Origin of the sequence: Tessaracoccus bendigoensis DSM 12906, assembly GCF_900141915.1 — a bacterium.
GTDB lineage: Bacteria > Actinomycetota > Actinomycetes > Propionibacteriales > Propionibacteriaceae > Arachnia > Arachnia bendigoensis.
Genome location: NZ_FQZG01000085.1, coordinates 1 through 16,304 on the forward strand (window position 1 = coordinate 1; position 16,304 = coordinate 16,304).

General features: G+C 68.6%; 12 protein-coding genes. All 12 read right to left on the reverse strand.

Going from position 1 to position 16,304, the window contains the following annotated elements; genetic code table 11:
- Positions 1 to 157: 157 nt before the first annotated feature.
- Positions 158 to 2,182: a beta-propeller domain-containing protein gene (locus BUC15_RS16595; protein ID WP_073190490.1), complete on the reverse strand. Its 2,025-nt coding sequence runs from the start codon at positions 2,180 to 2,182 to the stop codon at positions 158 to 160.
- Positions 2,175 to 2,702, reverse strand: coding sequence for an RNA polymerase sigma factor (locus tag BUC15_RS16600; RefSeq protein WP_084189693.1), 528 nt, complete (start codon positions 2,700 to 2,702; stop codon positions 2,175 to 2,177). The genes BUC15_RS16595 and BUC15_RS16600 overlap by 8 nt, the downstream gene beginning before the upstream one ends.
- 227 nt (positions 2,703 to 2,929) lie before the next feature.
- Positions 2,930 to 3,931, reverse strand: coding sequence for a DNA double-strand break repair nuclease NurA (locus tag BUC15_RS16605; protein ID WP_073190493.1), 1,002 nt, complete (start codon positions 3,929 to 3,931; stop codon positions 2,930 to 2,932).
- Positions 3,931 to 7,224 (reverse strand): AAA family ATPase, encoded by a 3,294-nt coding sequence (locus BUC15_RS16610; protein ID WP_073190496.1) that lies wholly within the window; start codon positions 7,222 to 7,224, stop codon positions 3,931 to 3,933. Before BUC15_RS16610 ends, BUC15_RS16605 begins: the two co-directional genes overlap by 1 nt.
- The gene (locus BUC15_RS16615; RefSeq protein WP_073190499.1) at positions 7,224 to 8,378 is read right to left on the reverse strand and encodes an exonuclease SbcCD subunit D; all 1,155 of its coding nucleotides are present in this window, start codon (positions 8,376 to 8,378) and stop codon (positions 7,224 to 7,226) included. Before BUC15_RS16615 ends, BUC15_RS16610 begins: the two co-directional genes overlap by 1 nt.
- 162 nt (positions 8,379 to 8,540) lie before the next feature.
- Complete coding sequence (locus tag BUC15_RS16620; RefSeq protein WP_073190501.1) at positions 8,541 to 8,801, reverse strand: type II toxin-antitoxin system RelE family toxin; 261 nt, start codon at positions 8,799 to 8,801, stop codon at positions 8,541 to 8,543.
- Positions 8,798 to 9,061: a type II toxin-antitoxin system prevent-host-death family antitoxin gene (locus BUC15_RS16625; RefSeq protein ID WP_073190504.1), complete on the reverse strand. Its 264-nt coding sequence runs from the start codon at positions 9,059 to 9,061 to the stop codon at positions 8,798 to 8,800. The genes BUC15_RS16620 and BUC15_RS16625 overlap by 4 nt, the downstream gene beginning before the upstream one ends.
- Before the next feature lie 99 nt (positions 9,062 to 9,160).
- Positions 9,161 to 10,873 carry an ATP-binding protein gene (locus tag BUC15_RS16630; RefSeq protein WP_073190507.1) on the reverse strand — a complete coding sequence of 571 codons (1,713 nt, stop codon included), beginning with the start codon at positions 10,871 to 10,873 and terminating at the stop codon, positions 9,161 to 9,163.
- 154 nt (positions 10,874 to 11,027) lie between these two features.
- Complete coding sequence (locus tag BUC15_RS16635) at positions 11,028 to 11,909, reverse strand: glycine betaine ABC transporter substrate-binding protein (protein ID WP_073190510.1); 882 nt, start codon at positions 11,907 to 11,909, stop codon at positions 11,028 to 11,030.
- A 118-nt stretch (positions 11,910 to 12,027) separates the two neighbouring features.
- Positions 12,028 to 12,942, reverse strand: coding sequence for an ABC transporter permease (locus BUC15_RS16640; RefSeq protein WP_139280332.1), 915 nt, complete (start codon positions 12,940 to 12,942; stop codon positions 12,028 to 12,030).
- The gene (locus BUC15_RS16645; protein WP_073190513.1) at positions 12,939 to 14,216 is read right to left on the reverse strand and encodes a quaternary amine ABC transporter ATP-binding protein; all 1,278 of its coding nucleotides are present in this window, start codon (positions 14,214 to 14,216) and stop codon (positions 12,939 to 12,941) included. Before BUC15_RS16645 ends, BUC15_RS16640 begins: the two co-directional genes overlap by 4 nt.
- A 573-nt stretch (positions 14,217 to 14,789) precedes the next feature.
- Entirely contained in the window at positions 14,790 to 16,151 is a 1,362-nt protein-coding gene (locus BUC15_RS16650) for a heparan-alpha-glucosaminide N-acetyltransferase domain-containing protein (protein ID WP_217652281.1), read from the reverse strand.
- Positions 16,152 to 16,304: the final 153 nt, after the last annotated feature.

Consider the following 16,304-nt stretch of genomic DNA (forward strand, 5'->3'; position numbering starts at 1 on the left):
TCTACTACTCATTGCGGCGATCTGGGTGTTTTCTGCTGACGATGCAGCGTCGACGGCGTTGACTTGCAGATCCTGCTCAAACCCGGGGCCAGCCAGGAAGCAAGCCGCGGGCATGGCCGACGGGGCTACGTCGGCCCGGCAGAGCCGGGGCCTGGCGTCAGTCGTGGACGAAGTCAGCTGTCGCGACCTTGGCCAGCGAACCGGTCAGGTACCCATCGAGACCCGCCGGGGAGACGACGTACAGATGCCCGTCGATCCGCAGGCCCCTTGCCGTGGTGACCTCTCCGGAGGACGACTGCCGCACCGGTAACGCCTGTAGTTGTTTGAACCCGGCGGTGTCGTCGTAGCGGTACAGCAGGTAGCGCTGGCTCGCCCGGCCATCGGCGCCGATGTCGGTCGTGGCGAAGCCGATGAGGCCCCGCTCTGGGTCGACGAAGACGGCCTTGTGGTTGCGTAGCGCCTCGGCATCGGAGGCCGGCACCTTGAGCGTGGCGGCTTCTGTGACGTTGAACGGGTCCGAGGTGTCGAACATGGAGAGCTTCAACCCGGTGACCAGGCCCGTGTCTGTGGCGTCCATGCCGAGGCCGAGCAGCCTGCCGTCCGACCAGGGATGCAGGTAGGTGCTGAAGCCGGGGATCTTCAGCGCGCTCATGACCTTCGGTGCAGCCGGGATGCTGAGATCGATCGCGAACAGCGGGTCGACCTGGCGGAAGGTCACCACGTAGGCGAGAGGCCCGTCGAAGCGCACCGATTGGATCCGCTCGTTGACTGCCAACTGAGGCAGCGACCCGACGACGTCGAGCCCGTCGTCGAGGACGAACAGCGCCGGGTAGGTCGCCCACCCACCCGAGGTGGTCGCTCCGTCCATGGTGACCGCCACGCGCAGGTGCCCCGCGTGCTCATCGAGCGCGAACTGGTTCAGCGGCATCCCAGGAACGCTGCCCTGGGCGCCGACGGAGAGTCGCCCGTCATCCAGCGCGACCCTGACCAGTTGCGTCTCCTGCGACGCCTCGCGCAGCCCGGTCGCCTCGTCAAAAGCGAACCTGGCTAGGGGCGTCGTTTCGTAGTCGGTGGAAGCCAGGAAGAGGTTTTCTTCGCTCATGTAGGTGACGTCCGTGTCGCCCAGCACCGATTGGGTGTCAACGCGCTGGTCGAGGACCAGATCGATGCTGCTGACCACCGTGTAGCTGGGCCCGGTGGGGCTCGGCATGATGAGGAGGTCGGTCGCGTCGACGGGGGACCGCTGTCGATCCTGGAAGAGCGAAGGGACGAATGTCGCGGGGTCGTCGCGGTCGACGCTTGCACGGTCGGCGACGGTGTATCCGGTGACCAGGTACAGCAGGTCGCCCGAGAGCCGCGACGTCACGTAGGACCCGCTCTGGCCGAGCGTCGTCACGAAGCGAGGTTGGGAAGGGTCGGCGACGTCGTAGACAAGCGCCCTCGTCTGCGATGCGTCGTAGGGCACGTAGGTGAGGGGTTCGCTTGAGGGCAGGCTGGACAGCCGGGGGGTGTACTCGGTGACCATGACGACCAACGAGGTGCCGTGCAGCATGAGGTCGACCACTGGGCCTTGGACGGTTCCTTCGGTCGGGTCGGTTTCCTCGGCTGTCGTGTCGATCCGGGCGAGTTCGGTCGTGGCGGCGCCGTCCGCCGACACCAGGACCACCTCTTGCCCGGAGGAGGCGAAGATGGTGTGCCCATCGCTCTTGACGACATCACCCTCGTCGATGCCCGCGACCTGGCTGTTCGTGGCCCAGGTGCCGGTCGCGGATTCAGCGCTGGCTGCGGTGTCCTCGCTGGCTGCGTACTGCAGGCCGATGCTGCCGGGCGTGCGCATGGCCCAGTTCCACGTGCCGTGCTGCGGAGCGGCGGCGAGCGCCTGCTGCACCGCGGAGTAGGCCTCCGCGTAGTCGCCCGGGTCCGCCGCGGGGCTGGACGGGGACGGCGGCAGCACCGTCGGAGGATCGGCGAGATCCTTAGACTTGGGTGCCAGCGACGGCAGGACCGCCAACCCGGCCACCAGTGCGACGGCGGCGACGCTGGCCACCCAGGCCCAGCGGCTGCGTCGCCTCGGAAGGGCGGCGACGGCGGGCTCGGCGTCGAGCTCGGCGAACAGGCGTGCCCTTACCTGCGGATCGGGCCGCAACTGGTCGGCAATCTCGTCGAAGATGTCGTCATTCATCCCACAGCCCTCCCATGAGCTTGTCTCGCATCTGGGCGCGGCCTCGGGAGAGGCGCACCCGCACGGTGCCGGGCTCCACTTCGAGCAGATCTGCGATCTGCGCGACAGGGAGATCCGCGAAATAGAAGAGGTAGAGCACGCTTCGTTGGTTCTCCGGAAGCGAGCGCAGGGCCCGGAAGAGCACGTTCTGCTCATCGGTGGCCAAGGTGAAGTCGTCGGAGACGACCTCGACTTGCTCGGGTGCCAGCGGGACGACCCGGGTTCGCCACGAACTGAGCCTGACCCGACTGGCACAGTTCAGCGCGGTGGTGATCAACCACGCCTTGCGGTGCTCCTCGTCGTTGAACTCGGGGCGACGACGGTGGTACGTGAGGAAGACCTCCTGGTAGACGTCGTCGGCGTCGCCCCGGCTGCCGGTGTGGGTAAGAGCGATGCCGTAGACCATCGTCTCGTACCTCTCGACAACCGAATGGGTGTCGCCCGGCAACAGGGGCGCCTCTTCGAGCGCTTCAGCGTTCACCGTGCCCCCTCCGCCCGCGTCTCTGCGGCACCTGTCCGGGCGCCCTTACCCATCAACTCCGCCGAGGTGCCCGAAAGGTTACCGATTCGCCGATCTAGCCGCGCGGCAGGTGCCGACGCGGCCCTACAGCACGCCCTGGCGTGCATAGATCTCTGTATACGTGGAGGCAGGCGCTATATGGGGCTGCCTCGACGTATAGAGAGATTTGTGCACGCGCACGGCCCAGGTCACCGCAGGCAACATCGCGTGGTTGCTACGTCCAGGGAGGCTATCGCCCAGCTTCGCCCGGTCGCCGCGATCAGGGCCCGGCGCAGGAGCTGCGCGTCACCCAAACGGTGACGCAGCGTCCTTTCCAGACCTCCGATCGGGTACAGGTTCTGCGGCGCCCTCGGATCCTTGAACGACTCGCTCGCATACCTCGGCAACACCGCCTGCGACAACGAGGCCGTCCGCACGGCCTCTTCGACGCTCAGGTCGGGGGAGCACTCGACCCGGACGATGCCCGCCCACGGGGAGCCCCCGGCACCCGGTAGCCGCAGGTACCAGGTGTAGCGCTTCCAGGAGGTTTCCAGCCGGAACATCGGGGTCCGTTCGCCGGGCGCGAGCGCGCCGACGACCCGGTTCAGCTCGGCTTTCAGGTAGGCCGACTGCTGGGTCTTGATCATCCCGATCGCCCGCGGCACCTTCGTGCGACCGTGCAGCGGACCGTCGATCACCAGCAGGTCGTCCTCATCTTCGGGGTTGGCGGCCCGCGCGTTGGCCGCGCACACTATCTCCAATTCGGATAGCTTCTGCTGCAGCGCCAGCGACAACAGGTCGAAGACCGGCTTGTCGGCGTCGGGTTTGGCATGCACCGCCGTCCAGGAACCCAGCCGGGTGGCGATGTCGTCGACGTCGTCAGCGGTGCTCAGCAGCGCGCGGCGCACCTCGGCGATCTCGACGGTGGCCGCCTTCGCCGTCGACCTTACGACCCCCGCCGCGTACGACGCACAGAGCCCTGGCTGCGCCTCGTCGCCGAGGTCGAGCCAGAGCCGTGCCTCGACGCGACGCACGCCGTCGACGAACAGGATCGTGTCCGGCGCCTGGACGGTTGACGGCGGGACCGGTGCCCACCGCTCCGCCGCGACCTCCACGCCCTCGTCCAGTTTGGCCTCGGATTCGGCCAGCTCCTCGACCTCCTGGAGGCTGGAGCCGTAGTCGGGGGCCCAACCGTCGACGCTGAACCGCATCAGCCCTCCCTCGTGACGGTGGAAGAGCGCGACGTCCTGCTGACGGTGAACCGTGTCGGGATACGCTCGGCCAGCCCCTGCACGTGGGTGACGACGCCGACCAGCCGGTCGCCCTGCGCCAGGCGTTCCAGGGTCAGGGCGACGACCTCGAGGCTGTCGGGGTCCAGCGAACCGAAACCCTCGTCGAGGAAGATCGAGTCGAGCCGTGCCGCGTTGGACGACATCTTCGACAGCTCGGCGGACAGCGCCAACGCCAACGCCAGGCTCGCCTGGAACGTCTCGCCGCCCGACAGGGTCCGCACCGAACGGGTGGCCTCGGCGTCGGCGTGGTCGATGACGTGAAACTCGCCCTTGTCGTGCGCGAGGGTGAACTGGCCCCCGGAGAGCTCCAGCAGCGACTCCGATGCCGCCTCGACCAGCACGTCGAGCGCGGCCCCGGCGAGCCAACGCTGGAACTTCTTGGCGCTCAGGTGATCGGCCAGCAGCCCGGCGACCTGCTTCCGCTCCTCGGCCTCTGCCCGTTCGGCCCGCAGACCGGCCAGGCGTTCCAGATCCTTGCCGATCTTCTCGACGCGGTCGCTGGCCCTCGCGGTGGCGGCCGCGACCGCTGAGGCGACCCCGGCAGCCGAGGCGACCTCGACACCCCCGGCGACCGCCGCGTCGACCAACTCCTGCTCGGCCAGCCCGACGGCGTGAGCGGCGCTCGCGCGGGCGGTCTCGGCGGCCACCCGGGAGGCCTCAGCCGAGCCTCGGGTCTCCGACGCCCACGCTGCGAGCGTCGCCCACGCTGCCGGCAGGTCGGAGCCGTCGACGGCTGGAGCCCCCAGCGACACCAGCGGGTCACGCGTCTGGCGCAGGAGCGCATCGGCGGCCATCAGCTCGGCCCGCAACTCCTGCTCGGCGGCCTCGGCCCGGTTCCGTTCCCGACCCGCCGCCTGGAACGCGACCAGCGACTCCTTCTCCAGCGTCTCGAGCCTGGTCAGGGCATCGAGGGCGACGGCGACCTCCTCGGACGGGGCGGCGCCGTCGAGCAGTTGCCGGAGGACCTCGCCGCGTTCGACGGCGCCAGCCAGGGCTGACCTGGCCCCCAGCAGCCTCGACCTGGCCTCTTCGTCGGCCGTGACGGCGGCAGCGCGCGACGACTCGGCCGTGGCCAGGGCCTTATCGGCCTCGCTGGCGGCGGCCGAGGCTCGTTCGTGGGCGGCCACGGCCTGCGGCAGCTCCAGCGCATCGAGGTCGGCCAGTGCGCCGTGCACCCACGCCGTCAGCTCCTGCCAGGCCTCCGTCAGCGAACCCGATTCACTGACAGGGGCCCCGAAGAGCAGCACCGCGGCCCTGGCGTCGCGCAACGCGACCTGTGCGTCTCGACGCTCGGCATCCAACTGGGCAGAGCGGGTCTTCGCATCCTCATGGTCTGCCCTGGCGGCGGAACGCGCCGACTCGGCCGCTTCGACGACGCGGGCCGCCTCTGCGACCGCCGCGCGACGCGCCAGCGCCGAGCCGCGCAGGACGCCGACGTCCGCCCCGTCGGGGACGATGGCGGCCAACTGGCCCTTGGCCTCGGCAAGCGCCCTGGCCCACGCCGACACCTCGGCCTCGGCCCTTGTCAGCGCGTCCCGCGATGAGCGGACGACCAGTTCACCTCGCCGCACCGCCTCCTCGGCCGCGTCGGCCGAAGAGGCATCGATCGGCGTCGGCAAAGCGACCACCGGTGCCGCGCACACGGGGCACTCGTGGCCGATCTCCAGGCCGGCGCGCAGGCTCGCGGCCGTGACCAGCGCCCTGGCCTCCGCGGCCACCGCGCGCAGCCCACCCAGGTCGGTTTCGGCCTGCTCGACCAGTAGGTGCGCGTCGGCCAGCGCGGCCCCCGAATCGGCCGAGCGCCGCACCGCCTCCTCGCGCTTGGCCCCCAGTCGAAGCGCCTCGTCGTATCTGGCGACCTGCGCGGCCAATTCGACGGCGTCACCGGCCTCCCGCAACGCCTGCCGTGCCGCATCCTCGGCCGACTCGGCCTCGGCCAGCGTGGCCCCCGTCGCGGTGACGGTGGCCCCCGCGGCGTCCAGGCGTTGGGCCAGATCGGCCAGCCCGACCGGCGCCGCCACCTCCGCGATCGCCCGTCGGCGCCCCGTGAGCGACTCGACCAGGGCCACGGCCGATTCGACGGCGCGACCCGCGTCGGCCTGGGCCTTGAACGCCGCCGACCAGTCGGCCTCGGAGGCCAGCCTGGCAGCGGCGGTGGCGACGGTGACGGTCTCGGCATCGCCCACCGCCTGCTCCAGCCCCGGCCGGGCCAAGGTGAACGCGGCCAGTTCGGCCCACTGGTCCCGCAGCAGTTCGAGCGGGCGACGCGTGCCCCCGGCTTCCAACGCCGACCTGGCCTTGCCGTAGGCCGTCTCGGCTTCGGCGGCCACCCGGCGCAGCCGCTCGGCGTCGGCTCGAACCGCCGTCGACCGTGCGGCCAACTCGGCCAGCCCATCCGGGATCTCCACGGCGGCAAGCCTCGCCACGTCGGTTTCCGCCCTGGCCAGCGCGGAAACCGCCTCGCGCTCGGCCGAGCGGGCGCCGTCGAGGCTGCCCTGCAACGAAGCGGTCTGTTCCCCGAGCGCGGCCAGCGCCTCGACCCGGGCGGCGGCCTCGTCTGCCGCCTCCTGAGTCGCACCGCCCAGATCGCCGATGCGCGCCTCGACGGCGACCAACTCGGCGGCGGCGTCGCTGCGGCGGGCCCCGGCCGCGCGCATCACGATGTCGTACTGGTGCGCGCCGAGCAGCTTGAGCAGGATGTCCTGGCGCTCGGCGACCGTCGCGCTCAGGAACTCCGCGAACCGGCCCTGTGGCAGCACGACTGCCTTGGTGAAGTCCTCGAACGACAGGCCGAGGAGCGCCTCCACGGCGGGCGTCACGTCACGCACCTCCGAGGCGATGACGGCCACCTCGTCGGTGGTGGCCGACGTGCTCGTGGGGTCGTCGAGGCGTTCGAGCGTTGCCATCTTCTGCTGGATGGTCTTGCCGACCCGGCGCACCTCGCGGGCGACCCGGTACCTTTCAGCGCCGACGTCGAAGAGGAGCCGGACCGTGGCCCTGGTGGTGGTCGGGGCCAGCGCGTACTGGACGGCGTTCGTGCGGCCCCAGCGCGGGGCGGAGCCGTAAAGCGCGAACACCATGGCGTCGATCACCGTCGACTTGCCCGCCCCCGTGGGGCCGGTCAGGGCGAAATAGTCGGCGCCCTCGAAGTCGACGGTGGTCTCCGTGCGAAACGACGCGAAGCCGTTCATATCGAGTCGGACGGGTCGCATCAGTTCACCCCGGTGGTCTCGTCGAGCAGCTCGGAGAAGAGCGCCGTCAGGCGGGGATCGTCGAGGCCCGCCCCCTCGCAGTAGGCGGCGAACAGGTCGCGCGGGGAGCGGGTGGCCTGCTGCGCGCTGTGGCGCGTCGGCGCACTCGTGAAATCTGGATGGATCCGCACCTCAAGCGCATTTGGCAAGGCATCGAGCACCTCGTCGCGCAGGCCGGCCCTGGTGCGTTCTTCGACGACGACCCGCAGGTAGGCATCGCCGAGTTCCTCGGCGGCGGCCTTCAACGCCTCGACGGTGCCGGTGACGGTGCGCAGCCGTCGGCCCGACGTGATCGGGACGTCGGTGACCCGTGCCGGGGTTGAAGGGGAAGCTTCGACCAGGCACACCACCGGGGTGTTCTCCTGCTCGCCGAAGTCGACCGCCAGCGGGGCGCCGCTGTAATGCACCGGTGCCGGGGCCGGGATCTGCTGGCGGCGGTGCAGGTGCCCCAGCGCCACATAGTGCGCGTTGATCGGGAAGGACTGGGCCGAGACGTGGTACTCGAAGATCGACTGTGCCTCCCGCTCGCCGCCTCCCATGAGCCCGCCGGTGCAGGTCAGGTGCCCCATCACGACGTTGACGGTGTCGGGGCGGAACGCGGTGGCAAGCGATGAGACGATCTCGCGAACGGAAGCCTCGTAGCGCCCGGCATTCTCCGAAGGGGTGCCGGTGACGATCTCCTCGGAGCCGACGATGTAGCGGCGCGACACGAACGGCACCATGGCGACGACGACCTGCTCACCGGTCGACCTGGCCGTGAAAGTGTGCACGCCCCCGGCGTCGGCGGAACGCACCGCGCCGACGTATTCGATGTGGGCGGCGGCCATCAGTTGCCGCATGGCCTCGAAGGTGCGCGCGTGGTCGTGGTTGCCGGAGATCACGATCACCTCGATGCCGGAGGCGGCCAGCTTCAGCAGGGCTCCGTTGACGATCTGTTGCGCCTCGGCGCTCGGGGCGGCCGTGTCGTAGACGTCGCCGGCGATCAGAACGGCGTCGACCTGCTCGGTGAGCGCGATGTCGACGATCTCGCCGAGAACGGCGCGCTGCTCAACGAGCCGGTTGCGGCCCTTGAGGGTCTTGCCGACGTGCCAGTCGGCCGTGTGCAGGAACTTCACGCTCGCTCCTGGCGGGATGGGGCTGCGATGGACATGGTCCTCCTGCCGCGTCGAAGTGTCGGACCAACCGTAGCGCCGCCCTCAGACAAGTTGGGACCGGGCCAGAAGGGCGCGGGGTCGGCACATCCATTACTGGTGGCAGCATTGCTGAACCTCGCTCCACTACCGGTCGTAGACCGCTCGTCGGTGTGCGGCTCGCACGATGGTCACGGTCAACTCGCCGTCGAAGACGTCATAGATGACGCGGTAGTCACCGACCCTGATGCGCCAGGCGGTCTGTTCGCCGACGAGCTTCCTGGCTCCGTGCGGGCGGGGGTCTTCGGCCAGATTCCCGATCGCGTCGAGGAGGCGATCGCGTGCAGGCTTGGGGAGCTTCCTTATCTGGCGGGCAGCTGCGGTGGTGAAGTCGACGCGGTAGCTCACCTGGTCAGGTCGGCTCGCAGCTCATCGAGGCTCACGCGCTGACCGTCGTCACCTGCGACTGCCTCGCGGTAGGCGGCGACGTCCTGGGCCATCTCGAACTCTTCGAGTGCTTCTAGATCGGCCACTCCGACAACGACGGCCGCAAGCTTGCCGTTGCGTGTGACACCGATACGCTCCCCGGCATACATCGCCCGGCCGAGCACATCTGCAAGCTGACCGCGCAACTCGCGGGTTGAGATCTCGCTTGTCAGCGTTTCCATGCGTACATTCTAGCATAAGAGGCATGTGTGTACACATGGGGAGTTACCGCAACGCGCGGCCTGCCCCGCGCGGCCCGCACGTGATTGTCTCAGTCCCGCTCAGAAGGGCGCGGGGTCGGCGTCTCGGGCCAGCCGCGCCATGATGTTGGTGGCTCCCGTCACCGGCTGCGCGGCGACCTCGGATTGCCTCGTGGCCCAGGCCGGGAACGGGAACTCGACGGCCAACGGGACCGGCAGTTCCGGCTGGGAGACGAACATCGCGCCCGGCTTGGCCAACGTCGCACGCTGGCGCTGCGAGGCGGGCAGGAAACCGTACTCCGGGCGGCCTGCCTCTGCCGGGTCGAGCCGCCCGACGATGCGGATCGACGAGTTCGACACGATGCGGCGCTCCACCTCGGAGGCCGTCTGCTGCGCGCCGATCAGGATGATGCCGAGCGAGCGGCCGCGTTCGGCGATGTCGAGCAGCACTTCCTTGATCGGCGAGTTGCCCTCGCGTGGGGCGTGCTTGTTCAACTCGTCGAGCATGGTGAACAGCAGTCCACCCGCCCCGGCGCGTTCTTTCGCCTCGGTCTCCGCCCGAAGCACCACGCCCACCACGAACCGCTGCGCCCGGTCGGGCAGGTTGTGCAGGTCGACGACGGTGACGCGGCTGTTCGCCGTCGAGATCCGCCGTCGGTCGGTGCCGGCGGTGAGGTCGCCGCGGATGATCGGGCCGAGCGGTTTGAGCGACGAGCGGAGCCGCCGGAGGAATGCGTTGACGGAGCCCGCCGTCGTCGCGGAGCCGGCCCAGTCGGCCTTGGTGGTGTCGTCCTGGAGGCGCTCGGCGATGAACTCGACGAGGTCCGCATAGGTGCGGATGGTGGCGCCGCCGATCGTCACGGCGCCGTCGGTGCCCGCGGCGTTGGCGTCGCGGCGCAGTTTGGCGGCGACCTGGTGGATGACGAGCGTGTACTGGTTGCGGTCGTCCTCGGCGTCGGCGAAGACGTAGGGGAGCAGTTCCTGCTGGCAGAACTCGGCCAGCGTCCACCAGAACGCGTCGACGCCGCTGGTGCGCCCGGAGATGTGGGGCCTGCCGGTGGTGTCGCCGGGGGTGGGCGGGGCGAAGAAGCGCACCGAGTCGAACGGGACCGCGGGCAGGCCGAGGCGGGCGTACTGGGCGCGCATGGTGTGGTCGAGCTTGGCGTTGGTCTGGTCGAGGAACATCAGATCCTCGCCCTTGACGGCGAAGATCAGGGCCTTCGCGGAAAGGGAACGGTCGCCCAGCACGCGGGAGGAGAAGATCGAGTGGAGCAGGAACAGGGCGAAGCTGGTCTTGGTCGCGACCCCCGAGATGCCCGAGATGGAGACGTGCGCGCCGCGGGTGCCGTCGAGGAAGTCCAGGTTGATGTAGACCGGGGCGCCGTCGCGGCCGAGGCCGACGACCACCTTCTTATCCATCGAGTCGAAATAGAGGGCCCGGTCGCGCAGGGCGCCGGTGGCGCGGCGGGCTGCGATGCCTGGCATCGGCGGCACATAGATTTCGGGGTCGACGCGGGTGGTGGTGATCTCGGCGATCTCCTGCGTGTTGGCCGGGAGCACGCCGTCGGCGATGAGGAAAGCGTCGGAGCCGTAGCTGGCACCCTCGTGCCGGGCGACGACCTGCGTGACGACGCCGGAGGTGCGCACCTGGCCGACGCCGGGGACGTCGCGCTCGGTGGTGACGACGTCGTCGAGTTGGAGATAGGCCTCGGGCCCGACGGCGACGCTGAACTTGAGCGGGGTCGAGTCGCTGGTACCGGCCACGAGGCCGACGGAATCGCTTTGCCCGGGCATGATCCTCCTGCTGATGCGAACTGCCGGGTCCACCGTAGCGCCGTAGCCCGACAACACCCGGGTCGGCCCGGGGTGTCGGGCTACGGCTGCGTGCGGCGTTGAGCAGGATCTGCAGGCCAATGAACGCCGCGGCGCGTTGTCAGCTGGTTCGAGGTCAGGAAGCCGCCGTGGTCATCGAATCGACGAACTCCTGGTTCTCCCCGATCCACTGCCTCACCAAAGGACCGTACTCTTCGCCGTCGTTCTGGTTGAACAGGAGGTCTTCCAGGTCGTAGAGCAGCTCCGGCGCCATCTCGAAGTTCCTCAGCCAGCCGGCGACCTCGGCGTGGTCCTCTGCGAAACCGGTGCGGCTGTAGATGTGGATCGATTCGGATGCCCCCAGCGCGCCTTCGGGGTCCTCAAGGTTGCGGATGGGGAAGGCGCTGTAGGCCCAATGCGGCTCCCACAAGGTGACCACGACGTTCTCGCCCGCATCGGTGGCGGCCTTCAGCTCCGTCAGCATGGCCGCGGTGGACGAGGTGGTGAAGGTCATGTCCTCCAGCCCGTAGCCGGGGATGACGGCGTCTTCGACAGCGCTGGTGAGCCCGGCCCCCGGCTCGATACCGATGATCTGGTTCCCGAAAAGGCTGGCGTTGTCACCGAGCTCCGAGATTGACGTGATCGGTGCGTCTTCGTTGACCGCCAAGGTCAACTTGGCTGAATCGAACCAGACGCCGAGGTCCTCCATCCCGTCGCCGAACTGGTCGACGTAGCTCGCGTGGGTAGTCGGGAGCCACACGTCGGTGGTGAAGTCGAGGTCGCCGTCCGACAGGCCGGCGAACAGCGGGGCGGCGTCGACGTAGGAGAGGTTCACCTCATAGCCCTTGTCTTCCAGGACCGCCTTCCACAGCTCGGAGGTGGCGATGCCCTCATCCCAGCCGTTGAACACCCCGAGGGTGATGGAGTCGCTGCTGGAACCACCGCCTGAACAGCCGACCAGGGCGGCACCTGCAACGGTAAGTCCGGCGATGAGCTTGACGATTGGCTTCTTCAACATGGGTTGGGTTCCTTTCATGGCGGTGAGGACGCTCCTCCCGCCGATGGCGCACCGCGAGGGTGCCCAGGTACGGCTTCGCCCGAGTTCGGCTCGGGGCTTCAGGTGGTGGGATTGGGTGTCAGGCCGCTTGATTGAGGGAGTCGGCCGGGACCGCCACGGTGGGCAGCTTCTCGACGCGGCGGGCGACCAAGGTCGCGTAGATCCCCCGACGTTGCCCGAATGCCGACGTGAATCGGTCGAGAAGGACGGCCAGGATCACCACGGCGAGACCAGCCTCGACACCCAGCGCGGTGTCGAGACGGTTCAGAGCAGCGACCACGTCCGCACCGAGTCCTCCGGCGCCGACCAGGCCCGCGATCACGACCATCGAAAGGGACAACATGATGACCTGATTGATGCCTGCCATGATGCTCGGCATGGCCAGCGGGAGCTGGATCTGGCGCAGGAGACGCCACGGCGATGCGCCGAACGCCGTGCCGGCCTCGACGACCTCCTTGTTGACGCCCCTGATCCCGAGCTCGGTCAACCTGACGCCAGGTGGGATCGCGAAGATGATGGTGGCGATGATGCCGGGGGCGACGCCGATGCGGAACAACAGCAGGGCGGGCACTAGGTAGACGAAGGCGGGCATGGTCTGCAGGAAGTCCATCACCGGTTTGACGATGAGCGACACGATCTTGGACTTGGCCGCAGCGATGCCTAGGGGGATGGCGATAAGGACAGCCAGGAACGCTGCGACCAGCACCAATGCGAGGGTGGACATGGCGTTGTCCCACTGGTCCATGGCCACGATGAGGCCGAGCCCGAGCACGGAGCCGATCGCGAACAAAATGCCGCGGGCAAACAGGCCAGCGACGGCGATCAGTGCGATGAGGAGCCAGAAGGGTGGCAACGTCAGGATGGTGTCGACGCCGTTGTACATCCAGACGAACAGTTGCCGCAGTGCACTGAACGGCCCTGATGCGTTGGCGACGATCCAGCTGACGGCGTCTGCGGCCCAATCGCCGATGGGGATCTTGAGAGCGGGGATCACAGCGCCGCCTCCTTGGTAGGAGCAGAGCCGAGGATCGCGTCGAGCTCCGACGGGGATAGCCGTTCCTGCTTGGGAGCCGAGGCAGTTCCGCCGTTGGAGTCGCCCCCGAGCGCCGCCAGCAGGGTGACCCGCGGCACCACCCCCTGGAGCCGCCCCGCGTCATCGGTGACCACCACGGGAAGCGGCGATTCGATGGAAGGCACCACGAGGTCCGCCAGGACGGTACCGGGAGCGACGCTGGCGACAGGGGAAAATCGGGTCATTGTGCTTACTCCGGATTGGACGAGGTGGAGAGCGTCGCGGTCGGTGATCGCTCCCAACAACTCGCGGTTCCGGTTGACCACGAAGGCGGCCGACGTCTGGTCGTCACGCATGACCCGCAGGGCGCCTCGAGGCCCGGCGCCCTGCTGCACCACGGCTCTTGCATGCTCCATGACGGCCCCGGCCGTCACGACACGGGCACGGTCGACGTCGGCCACGAACTGCGCGACGTAGTCGTTGGCGGGGTCGGTGAGGATCTTCTCCGGGGTTCCGATCTGTACGATCCGGCCGTCGCGCATCACCGCGATCCGTTCTCCGAGGAACATCGCCTCGTTGAGGTCGTGTGTGATGAAGATGATCGTCTTGCCGAGTCGTCCCTGCAACTCGAGCAACTGCTCCTGCATCTCGCGGCGGATCAGTGGGTCGAGGGCGGAGAACGCCTCGTCCATGAGGAGGACCTCGGTGTCCGTGGCCAGCGCACGGGCGATGCCGACCCGCTGCTGCATGCCTCCGGAGAGTTCCGACGGCATGCTGTGCTCCCAGCCTGCCAACCCGACCATCTCGATGACCTCACCGGCACGCCGACGGCGCTCTGCGGGCGAGACCTTCTGTATTTCCAGGCCGTAGGCGACGTTGTCGATCACGCTTCGATGCGGCAGCAGCCCGAAGTTCTGGAACACCATGGAGACCTTGCGTTCCCGGATCGTGCGCAACTGGCGTTCGGGGATCCCCGTGATCTTCTCCCCGCCGATGTTCACCCACCCGTCAGTCGGTTCAACGAGGCCGTTGAGCATGCGGATAAGGGTCGACTTGCCCGAACCGGAAAGACCCATCACGACGAAAATCTCACCGCGGCGCACTTGGAAGGACGCGTCGATGACCGCAGCGGTCTGGTTGGCGTCCAGGCTGGCGCGGCCGTCGCCCCGCTTCAGCTTTGTCAACGCCGTCTGGGGGTCTTTGCCGAACACCTTGTAGAGCGAGTTGACTTCTACTTGTTCTTCGTTGGGATCCACGTTGCCTCCGGGCCGCAGACAACCGCGGCCTGTGCTCACCGGGTCCGGGGCGCAACTCGGCACGTTCTTTCGTGCAAGTTCGACGGGGCACATCCAGCCCGCATCCCCACCACCATACGCAGGTCCGAGGGGATCTCCGATCGGCCGTCGCGGCGTGGCCATCGGAAGTGCTTTCGAGCACCCTGCGAAGACCGGGTGCGACTCTAACAAAGATGTCGTCCCTTGTCACCCGTGCTCTGGCGATTGGCATTGCGGTGAGAGGGGACGAACGGGGCCCCGTCGTCGGGCCTAACCACCTGCCGGAGACGGGGCATTTCGGGAGGGGGAACCGGTCGTGGGGGCTGGGGTTGGGAGCGGGTTTGAGCAGGATTTGCATGTCATTTCCGGATCCGGGGCATTGACAGCAGACAACGCTTGAGATCCCGTTTTGAGTTGTGGATCCTGCTCAAAGTGGTGCCCACCCAGAGCTCTCGGGCATCGTCGAGGACAGCCTGGTCGATGCCTCCCCGGTCCCGACGCCGCCATGGTCTGCGTCGCGGGGACACCTGGCGGCAAGGGGGAGATCGACGGCGCTCAGGCCCCCCGGCTCATCGCGGTGGCGGCCGCGGCGACCAGCCGCTCCAACGGGCCGCGCCCCACCGTCAGCGCCCAGGCGACCGCGGCGACCACGAGCCCCAAGCTCACCCAGGCGTACATGGCATTCCCGACGGGGAACAAGCCCTGAGGGCCACCGGCGATGATCAGGTACATGATCACATGCGCGGTGTAGGCCGTCAGTGGCATGGTTCCGACGCAGGCGATGGGGAACAGCAGCCAGCGCAGTGGCCTGGCCAACAGCAGGCAGACGCCGATCACGACCATGGCGAATCCGCCAGAGCCGAAGATCTCGAGGACTCCCCCCGAGTGTTCGCCCGAGGACAGAATTCGGGCGGCGAGGTCCGAGACGGATTCTCCCTGCTGCTGGAGGCGCTCCTCGTAGGGGACGTTGTCGGGAACCGGCACCCCGGAGTCGGTGAGGTCGTCGTCGGCGAGGCCGCCCCCGTCGGTCGGGTAGCAGCTGATGTAGCCGTCGCCGAAGTCGTCGCAGGTAAGGCCGGAGAGATCCACGTCTTCGCCGGGTCTGGTCGTCAGGTCTTCCGCGGAGGTGATGCTTCCGGTTTCGCCGTAGCCGTACCCGTCGCCGAGAGTGGCGCAGACAACGGCTCCGACGGTGTAGGCGGGCACCGCGAGTGCCACCCCCGCAAGGAGCATGACGACGGCGACCCGGGTCGCCGTCAGGTCGAGGCGGCCAAGCCCCATGCCAGCCAGCATCAGGGCCAGCCAGACGGGCAGTGGATAGGTGCCGAACAGCACCAGGCTGACCCCGGGGCTGAACGGGGCGAGTAGGAAGTGGCCGAGTAGGCCCGTCAGCACCGGCCCGGCGACGGCGAGTGCCGCCGCGGCGAGGAACAGCTTCCGTGCGCGCCACCTGAGGAAGGGGATGGCCGCGATGAACAGGAGGCCGTAGGTGCACAGGATCACGGCGAGGTTGGTGTTCAGCAACTCGAGCGCGATGCCGATCAGGAAGATCGAGGCGCCCCTGCCGAGTAGGCGCAGCCGGTGAGCGGGCAGTTGCTCCACCGTCGTGACCTGTTGCCGGCCGGTGACGATGGCGACGGAGATCCCGGCGAGCACGGCGAAGAGGATGGCCGAGCGACCGTGGATGATGCCGCCCCAGGTGGAGGGATCGGACCAGGCCAGCATCGGCACGTCGCCCATGTGTGCGCCCACCATGCCGAGCACGGCAAGGCCGCGGGCGACGTCGAGGCCCATGATCCGGGGCGGTCGGCCGAACGAGGCGAGCCGGTCGCGGAGCCCGGGTCGTTGAACCGGGGAGGGCGCCGGGCCGGGGAGGTCGACGGGACCGGGGCCCAGGTCGGGGTCTGTCTGTAACACGGTGACAGGTTTTCACGGGCTTCGTAGTTGGCGCCAGTCGACTTCTTCCGCGTCGCTCGGCGGGCATCGTTGCTCGGCTGTCGTGCTGTGGTTGGGTGCGGGATTTGAGCAGGATTTGCATGTCATTGCCGAGGTTGCGGCATTGTCAGCAGA